Genomic DNA, 18527 nt, shown 5'->3' with positions numbered 1-18527 from the left:
AATCCTATTATAAGCGCTTTTTTAATCTCTAGAAAACGACGTTAATCAAAATATGCGTAGTTTTTCAGTGCCCTCCAAAATTGGCTCTATTTTTTGGTACGTGATTGTTGAGTGATTTACAAAATCAATAGTTTTGTCGACTAAGTCTTTGTCTTTGTATACATAATAGTTTTGTAAAATATTCGAAAAGTTTCTTTCAGTTGTTTGTCCATAAGAAAACGAGCTTACAACAACCATCATCACAATCATACCTATTATTTTCATAGTTTCATTTTAAAGATTTAATTCGGTTTATATCATACCTCCTACTCCCAAATGTATCCATAATTATTTACAAAAAACGAATAATTATTATAGCTACAAAAACGATCTCATGAGCCCTGATGGAAATGGAAATCCCGAACCCTTGCGAAGCTAAAAGGGTGAGGATTGTAATGTACAGCAGGACTGAAAGTAGTTTTGAAAAGGAATCGTTATGCTCCTAAAAAATCATGTCCATAAAAAAAGGGAACTCAAATGAATTCCCTTTCTTAACTATAATGTATGTCTATTTATTAGGTTGTGGTGTCATCCTTAAATAGTACTTTATTCTTTGAAATCCTTTGGGGAATTTGGCGGGAATATCTTCGTCTTTTATCGCTGGTGAAATTACTACATCTTGACCATCTTTCCAGTTGGCTGGAGTGGCTACACTGTAGTGAGCGGTTAATTGTAGGCTGTCAATAACGCGCAGTATTTCGTCAAAATTTCTTCCTGTAGACGCGGGATAGGTTAGAATTAATTTAATTTTCTTGTCGGATCCAATGATAAATACAGAGCGCACGGTAAATGTTTCATTTGCATTAGGGTGAATCATGTCGTATAAATGGGCTACTTCTTTGCTCTCATCGGCAATGATGGGATATTGCAAGGAAACGTTTTGGGTTTCTTCAATGTCTTTAATCCATTTTAGATGTGATTCTAGACCGTCTACACTCAAGGCAATCACCTTAGTGTGGCGTTTTACAAACTCTGGGTAATAATTAGCCACAGTTCCTAATTCGGTCGTACAAACGGGAGTAAAATCGGCTGGATGGGAGAACAAAACGCCCCATGAATCACCTAGCCATTCGTGAAAATTTATTTTTCCTAAAGTTGTTTCTGCAGTAAAATCGGGAGCGGTATCTCCTAAACGTAATGTTGCCATAATAGTTTGTTTTTTTGTTCGATTAAAATTAGTCAAAAAAAACTACACCTCAGCTGAGACAAGTCATAAATAAAACCAAAAACAACCCCTAGATAAACTGGACAATCAAGTACCAAAAAACTAAGGTAATGAACGAAATAGGGATTCCGAAACCAATCATCATGCTACTCAGTCGGGGCTTTAAGCCATTGGAAGATGCGAGTATGCAGGCTGTAATCATGGGCGCCATGGCTGCTTCCATAATTGCGACTTGGATAATTGGAGACCTTTGATGAAAAACCACTACATAAAGTACAAAAATTAATGCGGGAGTAATGATTAATTTATACAATAGTCCTAGTGCTAGAAATGGCCAATGCTGGCTCTTGGTCTCGAACCGCAATTGTAACCCTACAGAAATAAGTGCCAAGGGAGTCACTCCTTTACCTAACAACAAGAGTCCTTTTTGTACAAATTGCTCCAAATCAAATTGAAAAATATTGAGCAAACAAGCTATAGCAAAGGCTAAAAAAGGCGGAAATAGAACTATTTTTTTTATGATTTGACCACCGCTTTGCCCTCCATTTGAGTACAAAGTAGCCACTAGAATTCCTAAAGTAGATAACACTACAAAAGAGCCCGGTTGATCGACTAGAATAGCTGTTTTCATCCCTTCGTCACCATACAAAGCTTGGATTATTGGAAATCCTAAAAACGAGGTATTCCCCAGCCCTGCGGTAAGAATTAAGCAACCTACGAGTTTTTTTGACCAACCATATTTATAGCCTAAAAAGCGAAATAAAAAATAAGAACCCGCAAAGCATATCCAAGCCACTCCAATGGGATAAAGCAATTGATTGTTCCAATGAATTTTTGGGATATAATATAAAGTTAGCGCTGGTAAACAGACATAGATGACTACTTTATTTAGCATCTTGTAGGTGGTGGTGGGAAACCAACTAGCCTTTTGTAGAAAAAGACCAAGCGCGATGTAAACAAAAATGAGAATTATAGTAGCCATAGTAATGAGTTGTGACAAAAATACCATTTTAGCGCCTATAAAAACAACACAAACTCCCGTATTTTTAAAAGGCTTTATTTTATTATTTTTAGTTGGCTATTCCCTTTTGAAACTCTTTTGGTTTTCATTACTTTTACTTTCCAAAACGATTACTTTGAACGATCAAAAAAAATCTACATCTGCGCTACATGAAAAAGCAGGCATTGCTCCACCAGACTTTGTGAGCGATGTTGTGGTCAAAAAAATTCAGAAATTTAGAAAAGTACAACCTTCGGCGGCAGCACTAGTCAAAGGCATATTAGCCGGTATGATCACTGATTTAAGTCGTGCAATTACACTAGTAGAAAGTAGAAATACAGATCACCTGCTTAAAGCAAATGAAGTAATCAACGCTTGTTTGCCACACGCCAACAAATCCATCAGAATAGGTGTAACTGGTGTTCCTGGAGTGGGTAAAAGTACTTTTATAGAAGCTTTTGGAAAACACTTAACGAGCCTGGGTAAAAAAGTAGCTGTTCTAGCTGTTGACCCCAGTAGTTCGATCTCGCACGGCAGTATTCTAGGTGATAAAACCCGAATGGAAGAGCTTGTTAAAGATCCTAATGCGTATATTCGTCCCTCGGCATCAGGTGATACTTTGGGAGGCGTAGCTCGAAAAACCAGAGAAACCATTACGCTTTGTGAAGCCTGTGGATTTGACGTCATCATTATTGAAACTGTGGGTGTAGGACAAAGTGAAACTGCTGTTCACAGCATGGTCGATTTTTTTCTTTTATTAAAAATCGCTGGAGCAGGCGATGAATTGCAAGGGATTAAACGCGGTATCATGGAAATGGCCGACGCAATTGTAATCAATAAAGCCGACGGTGATAACATTAAAAAAGCGAAGCTAGCCAAAACCGAATTCAACAGAGCCTTGCATCTTTTTCCTGCCAAAAAATCAGGATGGACGCCTACTACCGCCACCTGCAGTGCCATTACCCATGACGGCATTCATGAAGTATGGGAAACTATTGAGCAGTTTGTGAAACTAACGAGTGATAACGCTTATTTTACTAAAAAAAGATCAGAGCAAAATGAATATTGGTTAATTGAAACCATAAACGAACAATTGAAACTGAATTTCTATAATCATCCTGAAGTTACTACATTGCTTGAAGCCAATAAAAAAGCGGTGCAAAATGATGAAATTTCACCTTTTGCAGCCGCTCAAATTTTATTAGAAAAGTATTTTAAATAATATTTTATTCTTGAGTTATGTTCTCTTTAAAAAGAATATTCCTTTTGTCAAAAGCGCTGAACCTAATAGCACTCTACAAATCAAACCCACATTATTACCCAATGAATAGCTAAAGGAGTGAATATTATTTTCTAATGGTAGAAAATGAAATCTACGGATTCCTGTTAATACTATGTAAAGGCCTAAAACAAACATTAATTGGTGTTTTTTGTTATCTGATGTCATACTAATTTCCGTTTAGATGATTTTGATTAGAAAAGTATTTTAAATACTATTTTATTCTTTTTCGTAACGTTCCATTTCTCGATCGTAGAAGGTATTGGCTTGTTCTATTAATCCTTCCATCTCCGTATTTAGTTCTGCTTCATCAAGGTCTTCTGCTTCTTCCATAAACTCCACCTCATCATCTTTTAAATTAATGATAAATCGAGGGTAATCTAGGTGAATGATAAAAATATCATCCGGAAAATCAGTATTATCTCCAAGTAAAAATTTTGGTAATTCCATTTTGTATTATTTATAAATTGATGTCATTTTATTGTGCTTTTGGATTTGCCTCCAAAACAAAACAAAGAACCGAATAAAGTTTTAAAAAATCTATTTGTCAGATAGAATAATTGGTGCATTGCCCTTACTATTCATAAAAATGATCTTTGTATTAGGCGAAGCAGCAAGTTCTTTTTGAGCTTTGATTGATTCGTATTGCAATTGTTTGTCTGTCAATCCAGTTGCAATAATACGTTGATAATCGGCAATCCCTTGCGCTTCTACACGTTTACGTTCGGCTTCTTGCTTTTCTTTTTGCAAAACAAATTGCATTTTTTGGGCGTCTTGCTCGGCGTTAATTTTACTTTCGATGGTTTTCTTAACCGAAGAAGGCAGGTTGATATTTCTAATTAGTAATTGTTCTAGAATCAAACCTCTTTTTTTAAAATCGGCTTCAATGCTTTTAAATATTCGATCTTGAAATTCATTTCTTTTTGTCGAATACAAGGCAATTGCATCATAATAAACTGCGTTGTCTCGAATACGTGTTCTAGTCACCGGACGTACAATTTTATCTGTATAATTCACCCCAATTTGGCGAAATATTTTTGGCGCATCTACAGCTGACACTCGATACAAAACAGTCAAATCAATCACTACTTCCAGACCATCATTTGATAATACTCGAATGGCATCATCTCCTTGCTGCGCTCCTTCAGAATGATCGGCTGACATGGTGTAGTTTTGCGTCTGAATATCAAATTCGGTCACATCTAATAATGGATTAATGACGTGTAAGCCACTTTCTAAAATGTCTGGCGCAACGTTTCCATATAATGCTTTTACACCTACTTGTCCCGCTTCAATTTGCTTGAACATGGTCGATGAAACTCCCAAAATAACTAATAATAGTCCGATAATTTTAAACAAATTCGAAAATTTAGCCAACTGACTCTGATGGTTCTTTACTGAAAAGCTCAGGACAATTAATACAATTCCAAGGAAAATAAGTATGATCATTTTTTGTTTTTTAAGTAGACTTGTAGGCTTGTTTCAAAATCACAGCCCTTTTTATGGTTTTGGATTTTCAAGGATTAACCTTTTAGTCAATTTATTGAATCTAATATACAAAAATATAGCTGCCGTTGTTAATCCCGCTAGTAATCCGATCCAAATTCCAGCTGCTTTTAAATCCGTATACATCCCTAAATAGATTGAAATAGGAAAACCAACTACCCAATAGGCAATGAACGTAATGTACATAGGCACTTTTACATCTTGCAAACCACGTAAAGCTCCTAAAACCACTACTTGAATTCCATCTGAAATTTGGAACACAGCCGCCACTAGCAGTAACTGAGCTGCAATTGCAACCACCTCTGTATTCACGGCCAGATCTTTCATATTATGCATGTCAACAAATAAAGCCGGTAACTGCTGGTGAAACAAAATAAATACTACTGCAAAGACAGTTTCTAATAAAATAGCTAGCAAAAAAATCGATAAAGCTACCACACGGAGTTGTTTATAATCAGCTAAACCTTTTTGGTTTCCTACTCGCACGGTTGCTGCTACGCTCATCCCCATAGCAAACATAAAGGTAAATGATGCTAGACTCAATGCGATTTGGTTTGCTGCTTGATTGGTAATCCCTAATCGGCCGGATAGCCAAATAGCTCCCGTAAACAATCCTACTTCAAAAAACATTTGCATCGCTGATGGAGCAGCAAGTCTGATGATGGACCTATTTACTTCTTTTTTGATTTTACTCAAAGAAAAACCTTCGAAAAAAGGATGAAATTTGACCATTTTCTTCATTTTAAAATGCATGTAAGCCAGCATAACAAAACGTGAAACAATGGTTCCTATAGCGGCTCCAACAATTCCTAACTCGGGAAAAATCCAAATTCCATAGATAAATAAATAGTTCAAAAACACATTAACCATATTCCCCAAAATAGTGGCCCACATTGATATTTTAGTCTCACTCATTCCATCAGCAAATTGCTTATAACCTTGAAAAATAATCAACGGAATTAATGAAAAAGCAACAATATCAAGGTATGGTTTTGCTAATTCAACCACATTGGCTGGTTGTCCCATAAATGCAATAATGGGTTTTGATAAAAAAATCACCCCAAAGAGTACCACACCCAATATAGTACACAAATACAATCCGTGGTGGAAAGCCGTTCTACCATCTGAAACACTTTTGCGGCCATCAGCTTGAGCAGCTAATGGGGTGATCGCGGTCGAAAACCCAATCCCTAGTGACATCGCTATAAAAACAAAGCTGTTCCCTAAAGAAACCGCTGCTAGTTCCGTAGGACCTAATTTCCCTACCATGATATTATCAACGATCCCTACAACAGTATGCCCTAACATACCTAATATTATGGGATAAGCCAAACGTAAATTATAAGAGAATTCTTTAGTGTATATAGATAAAGTCAATTTGTTATTTTTTTTTAGGCAAATATAAATAGAAGCATTTGATTGCCGTTGAATTAATCAATATATAGCCCTTTTTTATTAGCATTATTTTAAGAAGTCAATTATTCTGTAACAAAATCGAATAATTCTATAACAAATCAGGAGTGGTTGCGCTCTAAATTTGTCAAAGTCATCCCGCAGAAAATGCGCTAAAAATAGGACGACAATAAAATAGTAACTATATAAAAAAACAGATTTATGAAAACGACAACAAAAATTAAGACACTATTAGTATTAGCCATTTCATCATTCGTAACTAATACTTCGACTGCACAAGATAACACAAGCAGTACCAATTATGATCAAGGATTCCGTTTAGGAGTTGGTCTAAATGCGGGATACGCTGTAAATGATCCTTACAAGCTAGCTCTAGGAGCCGATGCAAGATTGCAATATGATTTATCTAAAAGGTATTCCCTTACGTTAACCACGGGATACACTAACTTATTTGTAAGCAAAGCCGATGGAAATGACGTGGGTTTTATTCCCGCAAAAGCAGGTTTCAAAGCCTTCATCTGGAACGACCAGTTTTATGTAATGGGTGAAGCAGGAGCTGCATTTGCAGTCTCAAACGGAAATAATGATACTTCTTTATTACTTGCTCCTAGCATTGGTTACGCAACAAAATACATCGACATATCTGTACATTATGATCATTATGCCGACTTTGATCGCATTAACAATAATGGAACATTAGGTAAAGGAGTTGGACAAGTTGGTTTACGCCTTGCTTATGGTTTTAAACTATAATATAATTTTGAATTTCATAAAAAAAGGCTTTCTCACGAAAGCCTTTTTTTATTAAGAATACAAAATCATTAGTCGTTGAAATAAAAACTATTTGGACCAACACCCACAGTAAATTCTTTTTGAATTGTTCCTGTTAATGAATACACATACGCTTTACTATTTGCCGAAAAATCTCCTCCATCAGCAATGTAAATACGATTGTCTCTTACTGCAAAACCATACATTTTTCCATAAGCTGAAGTTGATGTATATTTCATAATTTCAGTAGTAGATGCTTCAGTTGCGTTAACATTCATCGCATATACTGATGTGTTTAAAGTATAATATGCTTTATTATCATAAATATCTAAATTCCCAACTCCGTCTAACGATTCTGGAAAAACAACCTTTGTCATTGTTTTGTCTGATAATTTTACTTTTACCATTTCGCTTCTTCCTCCGTATGGGCTTCTCAATACATATAAAACACCATCTTTCACTTCCATTGTATTAGCATCCGAACCAATTGCTACCGCTGTTTCAAGCGCTTTTGTACTCGGATTAACCACTAATAACTTATCGTTATTGTAAGGCTCTGTGATATAAAGTTTACCGTTTTCAAGTAGAATTCTATTGGCAGTTGCGTTTAATTCAATTTTAGACTCTACCGTGTTCGTTTGCAAATCAATAACCGCAATATAATCATCTGTATTTCCTGTAGCAGGATTTGAGTACGAATAGGTGTTCGCATTAGTTACATACGCTTTTCCGTCTTTTACAACTCCGTATCTTGGCGTTTTTAAACCTGTTTCAATTTTAGCAATTAATTTAAAAGTATACCGATTAACAACAGTAATTACATTTGAACCACCTACGATAATATAAGCATTGTCCCCATCAAAAAACATAGATTGTACATATTTACCCAAAATATCAGTACCATTTACTGTTGTGTAAACACTTTGAGTAAAATCAGTTAAGTCATTACTGATATAAGAAACTGATCCAGATCCAGAACCTCCTTCATTCAAAACGAAAATTCCATTTTCGTATAGGCCTTTTGGCTCAGCTGGCGCGTCATCCTGTGAACACGAAACAAAAAGTGAAACACTTATTGCAATTAAAAACAATCTTGATAACTTCATCATTATATTAAAATTTAAGGTTTATGTACATATTAAAATTTCTTCCTGGCATAAGCCTGTTTTCTAAGCTTTGATAGTTCTCGTTAAAGACATTTAAAACTTGGAAACCCAGTTTAAAAGAAGATAAAAAAGCAAAATCATAATCAACACCTACATTAGAAACGGTGTATGATTTAATAATTTCATTGGGATCATTATCTGATCGAGTAAAGACAAATCCATTGTATAAAAACTGATAATTGGCAGCAAACTTCTTGTATGAATACCCCAGCGATCCTGTTGCTTTATTGAATGGCACGAAAAAAAGCTGTTTCTTAGTCTCCCTGTTTTCCGAAATGGTATACGCATAGGTTGCATTTGCATTAAAATAATGCTTCCCTTTATGCTGTGCCCATCCTAAAATGAACTCGGTTCCATAAGTATTAACTCTATCTGTGTTTTGGGGAGACCATATCCCTTTATCACCTGGAATCCATCGTAACAAATCATCAATTTTAATGAAGTACGCCGTTTGCGAAAGCGTAAAATCACGATATGAAAACACATTACTTAGCTCTGCTTGATAGGAGCTTTCGGGTTTTAAATTGGGGTTCCCTCCTTCTTCCCAGTACAAATCATTGTAGGTTGGAATACGAAAATTTCGAGAAAAATTCATTTTCAAACTGTACAACTTACTAAACTCATAAGTCGACCCTAAGGAAGCTAAAACTGGTGATTTATAATTGGTAGTAAACTCTTTTCGAACACCTAATTCATACAGCCATCTTGTATTGATATTGTGCTTTGCCAATAACGCTGCCGAACTAATTTCTCTCACATGACTTCCAAATCCAGAGCCTGAACCGTTGGTTTTACTGTATTCGAAAACTCCTTTTAGTTCGAATGTTTTCTGGAATTGATAACCCAGATCAGCTTTGGTAATCACGCTTCCTGTTTCTCCAAAACTATGATCTTTGCTCTCAATATCCGGAAAATAGTTATAGTTCTCAAAGATATAAGCCGCTTTTACATTGGCGGTAAGCCGATCAAAATTCCCTAAATACTCCAACAAATTGCGACTAAAACCGTTAACGTATTTTGTCTTTGCTTCTGACTCGGATATCAATGAAATATTCCGATCCGTATTAGACGTTTGACTGTATAATTTCAGGGTATTATTACCATTAATTTTATAGCCTAGATTAGCATTCAAGCCCATCACATCATACTGCCCGTTTTGATTCCAACGTTGTATTCCCTTCCAATTATAAGAATTCAAATAAGGATAATCATTGGTAGAACTGTTTTTAGTAAAACCAAACTGGGTACTCCATTTTTCATTGGCTACCTCCATTTTATAATTCACTCCTATGGTATTAAAGCTACCGTAATCCAATTTCAAACTATTCGAAAACTGCTTTTTAAAAACCAAATCATTATTTAAATGCACGGTTCCTCCTATGGCTCCACTTCCATAAATAACACTTCCACCACCCGCTTTTACACTGATCGAATTAAAATTAGCCGATGAAATAGTATTGAAATCTGTACTCCCGTTCATTTGGGAATTTATATTGATCCCGTTCCAGATCACTGCGGTTTGCGAAGCTGTTGTTCCTCGAAACGCAACCGTAGACAACATGCCGCGGCCATATTCTTTAAAATAAAGCACGGTGTTGAAGTTTAACAAATCGGTTAATAAGGCTTCGTTTTTATTAATTATCGAATCATTGAAATGAAAAACCGACTGGGAACTGGAAAATTTCTTGAGATTGAGATCGGAGATAATTACTTCTCGTAACTTTGTTATACTGTCCGTTTGCGCCGAAATATATTGGCACAATAATATCAAACAAAATGTAACTGTTTTTTTTGTAGTCATAATTTCTAAACCTTTTTTCCCGAAAGTTTGTTAATATGTACGTACTAGGCAGGTCTCCTGGCTTGCGTCTTGTTGTTTACCTTCTCATCCCAAAACAATGGAACAATGGTTTTGTAGATAACAACAAGCTTGATAGCTTACAGTTGCGGGTACAGCTCAAGATTATTGTGTTAGGATTCTACTTCCTAATTTTTTACTTGATTCCCTTTTAATGCGTTTTAAACCCGAAACTACGAGCCTAAAACACAACCTCAATACGGCGGCAAATATAAAGCTTAATTCAGCTTTAAAACAAATTTGTAATAACTATTGAATGGATTTTCACACAAAATCTTATAAACGAAAATGCAAATAACTACAAATGAGTAAGTTAAATATTTATTTTAATTACAGAACCGAAATCGACTTTGTTATTAAAAGCATCTTTTAATGGCACATTAGACACTTTACAAAGGATACTTCTAATCACTCCTGCGTGTGCTACAATCACAATTGGTCTTTCAGAAGCAGTTTTAAGTTCGTTTTCTAAAAAATCATTCACTCGATGGTACAATTGTACAAATGACTCTCCGTTTGGAACAGCTACATTCACAAAATCATTCATCCATGGGGCAAAATCGTCAGCAGGAATGGCATCCCAACTTTTCAATTCCCAATCTCCAAAATTCATTTCTAGCAAGCGGCTGTCTTTAATTATTTGATTCGAAAGGTAATTAGCCAACGTTGTACATCGAAACAACGGACTCGAATATACCATCGCATCCTCAGGAATTTGTTGTTTTATTGATTCGAATAATTCGAGGTAAGGTTCTAAAATTTGAACATCCGATTGACCGTAACAAATTCCCTTTTCACAAACCGTTTCGGTATGACGTACTAAATAAACTTCCATAAAATAATAACTGATAAATAAAATACTAGTTCGCAAACTTGCTGAGTCGCCCCAAGGCAATCCCCAGTATAACCGTCAATCCATTTTTGGAAATAACGTGCTAGAAAAAATCGTGTCAAGAAAACAGGAGCCAAAACGAATACCATTTGCCATTGAAAACAAGCCAAAATTAGCAATGGCACTAGTCCGAAAAAGAATGCGCCTACCACTTCTCTCCAACTAAAGTTTTGGGCAATTGGTTTGCTTTTACTCGTGGCATCCTCTCTTGAATACTCATGTGTAAAAACAATAGATATAGCCGCCATACGACTCACAGAATGCGCTGAAACAAATAACAAAAGAGTATAAATAACCGACTCTTGATTCATAATTTGAAATGTACCGACAAGATTATTAAGCGCTTGAAATTTCAATAACAACAATAAAACAACACCTATTGCGCCATAAGCACCAATGGCACTGTCTTTCATAATTAAAAGGATTTTTTCCTTGGTCCATCCTCCACCAAAACCGTCGCAAACATCGGCAAAACCATCTTCGTGAAAAGCTCCTGTAACTAATATTGAGGCCACCATCGAACAAAGAACTGCAATTCCAGGGCTAATTAAGTAATTCACTAGTACGAAAACTGCAAATGCTACAGCACCCACTATCCAACCTATCACAGGAAAATAGCGCGAGGCTTTGTTTAAATAATCGGGATTGTGATCGATGTTTTTCGGGCATGGAATCCTAGTATAAAACATCAATGCTGTAAAAAATATATGGAGTTCTTTTTTCATAATTGTATTAAAATCTCTTTTGTCAATTTGGCTAAAGCCAATAATAATCCCTCTATAAATCCAATAGCTAAAGCTATTGGCAATTAATTCATCATAGTTTATTATTCACATTGGCACTTTCAAAACTAGCCATTTCATTTAAAAAAGCCACCGCCGACTCGATGATTGGCAACGCAACTGCGCAACCCGTCCCTTCGCCTAAGCGCAATCCCAATTGTAAAACAGGATCTACTTCTAGATAATTCAACAGCTTCGCATGCGCTTGTTCAGCAGAGCAATGGCAAAAAATTGCATTCTTGATTATCGCAGGATTTTTTTTGTATCCAATTAAAAAAGCAACCGTACAAATAAAACCATCAACTAGAATAAGCATATTATTTTCATAAGCTGCTTGCATTCCGCCGGCCATTTGCAAGATTTCGAATCCGCCAAAATAAGCCAACTGTTCTTCTAATTCAGCTGAACCTGCATAGTTTTCTACTGCGGTTTTTAGTATTTTTTGTTTCGCCGAAAATGTAGCATCATTCACTCCTGTTCCCAGACCGATGCAGTCTTCCAATTGAATAGCAGTAAGCAAACTCATTAAAACCGAAGCTGTCGATGTATTTCCAATCCCCATTTCTCCAAAACCGATACAGTTACTGCCCGTTTTTGCAACAGCATTAACAATTTTTGCTCCTTTAGAAAAACACAAATTTAATTCGCCTCTACTCATTGCTGGTCCAGTAGCATACGACTGCGTTCCCTTGCTTACTTTGGCCGAAATCAGCTTGGTATTAGACGGAAAATCATAATTTACTCCCGCATCTACGATCGATAATTTGATGTTATTTTGTTTGCAAAAAACATTTATTGCGGCTCCTCCTTCTAGAAAATTAGTTACCATTTGGCGTGTCACATCCTGTGGATATGCACTTACGCCATGAGCGGCAATTCCGTGATCAGCAGCAAAAACCACAATATTAGGTTGAATTATTTTGGGCGTTACCGTTTGAAAAACTTCACCAATTTGTAAGGCTAACTTTTCTAGCGTTCCTAACGAACCTAAGGGTTTTGTTTTAGCATCCATTTTTTGTTGCAAGACCTCCTTGATTGATGCCGTTTCTGGATGAAATTGTTTTTTTTCATCTATAGCTTTTGCAAAAGGAACTGAGACTACAATTTCTTCGACAAAAGGAACATCCGATTTTTGTTTCCAATTTAATTGTTGCAACATCGGTTGGTTGTCATAATCGGTGGCGGGTTTGCCTACGCAAAAATAACCCAGCGGCTCAATATGTTCTGGCAACCCTAGCAATTTCTTGAATTGATAATAATTTAGAATCGAAATCCATCCCATCGAAAACCCTTGCTCTGTCAATGAAAGCCATATATTTTGAGCTGCACAAACAGCACTAAACTTAATTGCTTCGTTGCTTCCTACGGTTCCAATCGTAAAATTATTCAAAACGGAACGGTCGTAACAGATCACCAAACCAAGCGGAGCTTCTTCAATTGCTTCTAGCTTTAAGGCTTTGTAGTCTTCTTTTTGTTGTTCGCTATCGGTTTGATTTGCAGCCTTAGTATCGTAATCCAAAAACAGTTCTTTCACCGCTTTCTTAATCGCATCCGACTTCACCAAATAATATTTTGTAGCATCAGTCAAACCCACAGATGGCGCCCAATGTCCCGCCTGCAACGCTTTTTGAATTACAGCATCAGGAACGGGATCATTTGTAAAATGACGGGTATCACGACGGGATTTTAAAATTTTATCTAAATGAGTCATCCTCTTTTTATTTATTAGTGCTGATCCTTATGGAAATCTTCCCAAATTATAAAGCAATAGTCATTGTGCATTTTTGTCGAATAATCCGGCAGACTTATCCGTTCTGAAAACAACGGACAATTTAAAACCAAAGTATGAAACTCGCCGTTTTCGCCGCAAGGATCAATCCCTTTTTCCTGTAGCTCGATGGCCAGTTCTTTCGATAAAATCCTACCTAAATATCCTTCTCCCATTGCGGTGTTGCACGAAACGATCATGGTCTCGATCCCATTATCAATCATTTCATTTACAAGAGTGATTCGGTCTTGTTGCCACAAAGGTAAAATTGATTGTAAACTAGCTGCTTCGCACACTTTGTCTTCCCAATCTTTATGCGCTTGCAAATCGATATCGCCAAAAACAGCAGCATCCAAAGTATATTTTGCTTTAAGCATCTTTAAAACAGCAATAAACTTTGCTTCATAGTCGCCCCAAGTTGCAGGAACACCTTCTAATGGTAGCTGCATTTTTTGGGCTTGTTGCTTTAAAATGGACAACGGCAATCCGTGAGAGCGCGAAATTTTCCCGTTCTCGTTCATCATATTGAGTAACACTTGCGGTACAAAACCTTGCTTGACCGCCAGCATCATTGCATAACAACTGTCCTTACCGCCGCTCCAAGAAGTTAGAAACCTCATTATTGCCCTTTTATTGTCACAGGAATTCCTGAGACCATTAAAACCACTTTGTCTGCTCTTTTAGCAATATATTGATTCATCCATCCTTGCAATTCGGTAAATTTTCGACCAATGTGGGTTTCAGCGTGTACGCCCATCCCTATTTCATTGGTAACAATAATGATTGTTGCATTTTCTTGATTTGCTATTGTATCAAATTCCGTTTTAGCTTGTTCTAGACTCAATGGCACATCATTTTTAGTATCTACAAAAAAATTAGTAAGCCATAGCGTAACACAATCCACAATAGCAACATTTCCAGAGAAATCAATTTCGCTCAAATGCTTTTCTTTTTCTATGTTAATCCAGCGTTCGTCACGGTCTTTTTGATGACGATCAATTCTTGTTTGAAAATCATCATCCCATTTTCTTGCCGTGGCAACATACATGGGCTTAGCCGATAATTCTTTAGCCAAATTTTCGGCATAACTACTTTTCCCTGAGCGTTCTCCGCCTGTTATCAGATATATCATCTTCAATTATTAGTTATAAATTGTTAATTATTAATTACACCATAAATAAAAACTAGCTCTTACATTGTCCTTTTGTAGTTTTTAAAATACTTGTAATCAATTTTAAAATCTCTATGGCATCTCTGTTGATATTGTCAAATTCTTTTGTGCTTAAATAGTCTGTAGCTTCTAGCAATTCCAACCAATAAACAACTTCGTTAGCTTCTTTTTGAGCAATAGCAAGTTTATGAATAAAATCTTGTTTACTTTCTGCATGCTCTGCTTCGCGTATCATTGCGCCTACACTTGTCCCTGACCTCAATAATTGTTTTGAAAGTACGTACTCTTTTTTATCAACACATAAGTACTGATATAGCTTCACAATTCGAACTGCAAAATCAAAACTCTTATTTTTTACAATATTATCCTTCATAATTAACAATTTATAATTAACAATTATTTGTATGGGCAATGTCTACAGCCGTTCCCGCAACAACTACCTCTTTTTAAATGGAAAAATGCTTTAAAAACATAATTACCATTCTCTAAATAGTAATCGATTCCTTCTATTAAATGAGTTGATTTTGGCAACAAAGCAGCCTTGTTATCAAGCGCGGTTTCGGGAGTGATAGTACTTATATATTCGTCAATTTTGTCTGAGCAGGATTTTTTAAAACAAGCCGGGCAAAGGCAGTCAATTGCAGTTGTAGGAACAAATAAAGGCGGAAAATCATTGCACCAGCATTTACTTCCTTCTGGTGTATCACCACAACCAAATGTGGTTCTGCAACTTGAGCACTCTTTTGTTTTTATACCATTCATGTGGTAAAGATAGTATTTGTTGATTTTTTTAGACTAAAAAATAAACAAGATTTTTTTGTATTTTCTTATACCTTTGCCCTAATCATAAAATAACGACATGAAACTTTTCGCTTATAAAATTCTTTTCCTATTTACACTACTTACATTTGTAGGCTGCAAAAAAGAAACTAAATCAGAAAACAAACCAGTATCAAATTCCCAAAATGAAATAGAATACGCCAGTAGTTTAGCCATTTACAAACACGATGGCTATTCGATTGTGAAGGTGATTAATCCTTGGCCCAATGCCGAGAATGATTTTACTTATATTTTAAAAGAAAAAAACAGCGTTGTTCCTGATAGCTTACAAAAATACAATACAATACAAGTGCCTTTGCAGTCTATTGTGGTTACTTCGACTACTATTGTGCCGTATTTAGAAATGCTCGGGGTCGAAAATAAACTAGCTGGCTTCCCGCATACCGACTATATTTCGTCACCAAAAACCAGAAAACTAATTGACAACGGAACGGTTAAAAATGTAGGTCAAAACGAAAAATTAAACATGGAACAATTGATCGAAATGAGTCCTGAACTTATAGTTACTTTTGGAATTGACAATAATAACCCAATGATTGATAATCTAACGAAAAGTGGATTAAAAGTATTGATTCAAGCCGATTGGATGGAGCAATCACCCCTTGGAAAAGCAGAATGGATCAAACTATACGGTGCCTTATTTGGCAAAGAAAAAGAAGCAAAAACACAGTTCGACGCTATCATTAAAAACTACAAAGAAGCGTTGAATTTGGTTGCCACCAAAAAGCCAACAGCAACGGTATTATACGGTTCCATGTACCAAGATCAATGGTACGTAGCCAAAGCCAACAGCTGGGTTGCACAATTTTTAAAGGATTCCAAAGCCAATTACCTTTGGTCAGACGTTGAAGGAACGGGAAGCATCGGATTATCATTCGAAAAAGTATTAGAAAAAGCCAAAACTGCGAACTACTGGATTGCTACGGGACCTTATAAAACGGTAGCCGAATTAGAAAAAATCAATCCGCATTACAGTCAATTTGATGCTTTTAAAACCAAACAAGTCTATACTTTTGAAGGTAAAATAGGTGCGACTGGTGGAACAATATATTACGAATCGGCACCAAGTCGTCCGGATTTAGTTCTAAAAGATTTCATCAAAATCTTCCATCCTGAATTACTTCCAAATTATACTTTTACCTTTGCGCAAAAACTGAACTAAATCCTATCCCCAACCCTCTCCAAAGAAGAGGAAGACAAAGATGAGCTTCAATTCGTTTTTAAAAACTGATAAATTATTACGAAACGAAATACAAATAAATAAAAAACACTAATTGAATAATCAAAAACGTAATATTCTTTTATTTTCCTTACTTGGTTTAAGCCTTGTCGTTTTGTTTTTTACAAACATCAGTTTTGGCTCTATCACTATTCCTTTCAAGGAGGTGTACAACAGCTTAACGGGTGGGCAAGCCAGCAAATCGACTTGGGAATACATCATTATTAATTACCGATTACCCAAAGCGATTACAGCCGTTTTAGTAGGAATGGGACTTTCTATAAGTGGATTATTAATGCAAACTTTATTTAGAAATCCGCTTGCAGGACCTTATGTATTAGGACTCAGTTCTGGCGCTAGCTTAGGAGTGGCATTTGTAATTCTAGGAGCTGCATTTATGCCCACTTTTATAAGCAATATTTTGTTATCCTCGTACGGAATCGTTCTAGCCTCAACCATGGGAAGTTCTATCGTTTTACTAGCTGTTTTACTCGTTTCTCATCGCTTGCGAGACACGATGGCTATCTTGATTGTAGGACTCATGTTTGGTAGTTTTACCAGTGCAATCGTGGGAACATTAACGTATTTTAGTACTGCCGAACAATTGCAAAAATTTACTTTTTGGTCCATGGGAACTTTAGGTAATTTATCCTGGACCTCGATAGGAATTTTAGCCGTTTCGGTATTCATCGGATTGCTATTGAGCTTGTTTAGCATCAAACCTCTAAACGCCTTACTTCTTGGAGAAAATTATGCGCGAAGCCTTGGTCTCAATTTCAAAAAAACACGACTAATTATTATTCTTGCTACTAGCATATTGGCGGGAAGCATAACTGCTTATGCAGGACCAATTGCTTTTATAGGCTTGGCCGTTCCGCACATTGCCAAACTTATATTTCAAACAAGTAATCATTCGGTTTTATATTGGAGTACGTTGCTTCTAGGAGCCGGAATTATGCTTGTTTGTGATGTCGTTTCACAAATGCCAGGCTTTGACATCACGCTGCCTATTAATGCAATTACGTCATTACTTGGGGCACCAGTTGTTATTTGGTTATTGGTTCGAAAACGAAAAATGATGGGGTAATCTTTTTAATTGATGCAAAAAATGGTAACACAAAAACATTTAGATGAATTAACTTATGAAGTTATTGGTTCTGCGATTGAAGTTCATAAAATAATGGGCAGAGGTTTATTAGAAAATATTTATCATCATTGTTTGATTGAAGAACTAAATTCCAGAAAAATTAATTTCTCAACAGAAATGAAAATTCCGGTTCTTTACAAAGACAAAGAACTTAAAATTGATTTTAAATGTGATTTATTTATTGAAAACTGTTTAGTGGTAGAACTAAAAGCTGTGACTGAAATCAATCCTGTTCATAAAGCGCAATTGCTAACTTATATGAAACTATTACAATCGCCTAAAGGAATTTTAATTAATTTTAATTGCTTTAATATTTTTAAAGAAGGACAGATAACTTTAATTAATGAATATTTCAATAAGCTTCCAAAATTTTAAACCACATGGAAACATAGATTTTAATTGTAAATAAGATCATTATAGAAATAATATTATTTAAAAAATAGATTTAACCTATGCGAAAAGTAAAACATCTATCCAATTCTTTTTATTTATTAAAACTAGCTATGTTTCT

The 18527-nt window shown here is 35.8% G+C and carries 21 protein-coding genes and 1 riboswitch; of the genes, 5 read left to right on the top strand and 16 right to left on the bottom strand.

The window, feature by feature from the left end:
• Positions 1-45: 45 nt before the first annotated feature.
• The 3 genes from H8R24_RS16490 to H8R24_RS16480 all read right to left on the bottom strand — a co-directional run bounded on the left by H8R24_RS16490 (position 46) and on the right by H8R24_RS16480 (position 2186).
• Positions 46-264 carry a hypothetical protein gene (locus H8R24_RS16490; RefSeq protein WP_187021297.1) on the bottom strand — a complete coding sequence of 73 codons (219 nt, stop codon included), beginning with the start codon at positions 262-264 and terminating at the stop codon, positions 46-48.
• A 283-nt stretch (positions 265-547) separates the two neighbouring features.
• Complete coding sequence (locus tag H8R24_RS16485) at positions 548-1186, bottom strand: peroxiredoxin (protein WP_187021296.1); 639 nt, start codon at positions 1184-1186, stop codon at positions 548-550.
• Positions 1187-1274: 88 nt separating this feature from the next.
• Positions 1275-2186 carry an AEC family transporter gene (locus tag H8R24_RS16480; protein WP_187021294.1) on the bottom strand — a complete coding sequence of 304 codons (912 nt, stop codon included), beginning with the start codon at positions 2184-2186 and terminating at the stop codon, positions 1275-1277.
• On the opposite strand from H8R24_RS16480, the gene meaB reads away from it, so the two are divergent.
• Positions 2167-3426, top strand: coding sequence for a methylmalonyl Co-A mutase-associated GTPase MeaB (gene meaB / locus H8R24_RS16475; RefSeq protein ID WP_394354177.1), 1260 nt, complete (start codon positions 2167-2169; stop codon positions 3424-3426). The genes H8R24_RS16480 and meaB overlap by 20 nt on opposite strands.
• A gap of 15 nt (positions 3427-3441) precedes the next feature.
• Here the strand turns inward: meaB and H8R24_RS16470 are convergent, their stop codons facing one another.
• The 4 genes from H8R24_RS16470 to H8R24_RS16455 all read right to left on the bottom strand — a co-directional run bounded on the left by H8R24_RS16470 (position 3442) and on the right by H8R24_RS16455 (position 6366).
• The gene (locus tag H8R24_RS16470; protein WP_187021292.1) at positions 3442-3651 is read right to left on the bottom strand and encodes a hypothetical protein; all 210 of its coding nucleotides are present in this window, start codon (positions 3649-3651) and stop codon (positions 3442-3444) included.
• Between the two features lie 51 nt (positions 3652-3702).
• A complete protein-coding gene (locus H8R24_RS16465) occupies positions 3703-3933 on the bottom strand; it encodes a hypothetical protein (RefSeq protein ID WP_187021290.1) in 231 nt (76 codons plus the stop codon).
• 90 nt (positions 3934-4023) lie between these two features.
• On the bottom strand, positions 4024-4932 hold the full coding sequence (locus H8R24_RS16460; protein ID WP_187021288.1) for a prohibitin family protein: 909 nt from the start codon (positions 4930-4932) through the stop codon (positions 4024-4026).
• 51 nt (positions 4933-4983) lie between these two features.
• Positions 4984-6366 carry an MATE family efflux transporter gene (locus H8R24_RS16455; RefSeq protein ID WP_187021286.1) on the bottom strand — a complete coding sequence of 461 codons (1383 nt, stop codon included), beginning with the start codon at positions 6364-6366 and terminating at the stop codon, positions 4984-4986.
• Positions 6367-6603: 237 nt separating this feature from the next.
• Between H8R24_RS16455 and H8R24_RS16450 the strand changes: the two genes are divergently transcribed.
• On the top strand, positions 6604-7155 hold the full coding sequence (locus tag H8R24_RS16450) for a hypothetical protein (RefSeq protein ID WP_187021284.1): 552 nt from the start codon (positions 6604-6606) through the stop codon (positions 7153-7155).
• A gap of 68 nt (positions 7156-7223) precedes the next feature.
• Here the strand turns inward: H8R24_RS16450 and H8R24_RS16445 are convergent, their stop codons facing one another.
• The 9 genes from H8R24_RS16445 to H8R24_RS16405 all read right to left on the bottom strand — a co-directional run bounded on the left by H8R24_RS16445 (position 7224) and on the right by H8R24_RS16405 (position 15572).
• Positions 7224-8282, bottom strand: coding sequence for a YncE family protein (locus H8R24_RS16445; protein WP_225876852.1), 1059 nt, complete (start codon positions 8280-8282; stop codon positions 7224-7226).
• Between the two features lie 4 nt (positions 8283-8286).
• Positions 8287-10140, bottom strand: coding sequence for a TonB-dependent receptor (locus H8R24_RS16440; protein WP_187021283.1), 1854 nt, complete (start codon positions 10138-10140; stop codon positions 8287-8289).
• Between the two features lie 30 nt (positions 10141-10170).
• Positions 10171-10397, bottom strand: a riboswitch (cobalamin riboswitch).
• A gap of 113 nt (positions 10398-10510) precedes the next feature.
• Entirely contained in the window at positions 10511-11032 is a 522-nt protein-coding gene (gene cobC, locus H8R24_RS16435) for an alpha-ribazole phosphatase (protein ID WP_187021280.1), read from the bottom strand.
• Positions 11017-11814, bottom strand: coding sequence for an adenosylcobinamide-GDP ribazoletransferase (locus tag H8R24_RS16430; RefSeq protein ID WP_187021278.1), 798 nt, complete (start codon positions 11812-11814; stop codon positions 11017-11019). The genes cobC and H8R24_RS16430 overlap by 16 nt, the downstream gene beginning before the upstream one ends.
• Positions 11815-11905: 91 nt before the next feature.
• On the bottom strand, positions 11906-13582 hold the full coding sequence (gene cobT / locus H8R24_RS16425; protein ID WP_187021276.1) for a nicotinate-nucleotide--dimethylbenzimidazole phosphoribosyltransferase: 1677 nt from the start codon (positions 13580-13582) through the stop codon (positions 11906-11908).
• Positions 13583-13596: 14 nt separating this feature from the next.
• Entirely contained in the window at positions 13597-14259 is a 663-nt protein-coding gene (locus tag H8R24_RS16420; RefSeq protein WP_187021274.1) for a Dph6-related ATP pyrophosphatase, read from the bottom strand.
• Positions 14259-14771: a bifunctional adenosylcobinamide kinase/adenosylcobinamide-phosphate guanylyltransferase gene (gene cobU / locus H8R24_RS16415; protein ID WP_187021273.1), complete on the bottom strand. Its 513-nt coding sequence runs from the start codon at positions 14769-14771 to the stop codon at positions 14259-14261. Before cobU ends, H8R24_RS16420 begins: the two co-directional genes overlap by 1 nt.
• A 52-nt stretch (positions 14772-14823) precedes the next feature.
• Positions 14824-15183, bottom strand: a complete 360-nt coding sequence (locus H8R24_RS16410; protein WP_187021271.1) for a four helix bundle protein — start codon at positions 15181-15183, stop codon at positions 14824-14826.
• Between the two features lie 23 nt (positions 15184-15206).
• Positions 15207-15572 (bottom strand): DUF5522 domain-containing protein, encoded by a 366-nt coding sequence (locus H8R24_RS16405; protein WP_187021269.1) that lies wholly within the window; start codon positions 15570-15572, stop codon positions 15207-15209.
• A gap of 97 nt (positions 15573-15669) precedes the next feature.
• On the opposite strand from H8R24_RS16405, the gene H8R24_RS16400 reads away from it, so the two are divergent.
• From H8R24_RS16400 to H8R24_RS16390, 3 genes are all read left to right on the top strand, one after another.
• On the top strand, positions 15670-16812 hold the full coding sequence (locus H8R24_RS16400; protein ID WP_187021267.1) for an ABC transporter substrate-binding protein: 1143 nt from the start codon (positions 15670-15672) through the stop codon (positions 16810-16812).
• Between the two features lie 112 nt (positions 16813-16924).
• Positions 16925-17956, top strand: a complete 1032-nt coding sequence (locus H8R24_RS16395; RefSeq protein WP_187021265.1) for an iron ABC transporter permease — start codon at positions 16925-16927, stop codon at positions 17954-17956.
• A gap of 21 nt (positions 17957-17977) precedes the next feature.
• Positions 17978-18391, top strand: a complete 414-nt coding sequence (locus H8R24_RS16390; protein WP_187021263.1) for a GxxExxY protein — start codon at positions 17978-17980, stop codon at positions 18389-18391.
• Positions 18392-18527 lie beyond the last annotated feature (136 nt).

The sequence above is a fragment of the Flavobacterium muglaense genome (genome assembly GCF_014305155.1).
GTDB lineage: Bacteria > Bacteroidota > Bacteroidia > Flavobacteriales > Flavobacteriaceae > Flavobacterium > Flavobacterium muglaense.
The sequence above is the reverse complement of the archived record's forward strand: the minus strand, read 5'-3'. Positions and strand labels throughout refer to the sequence as shown.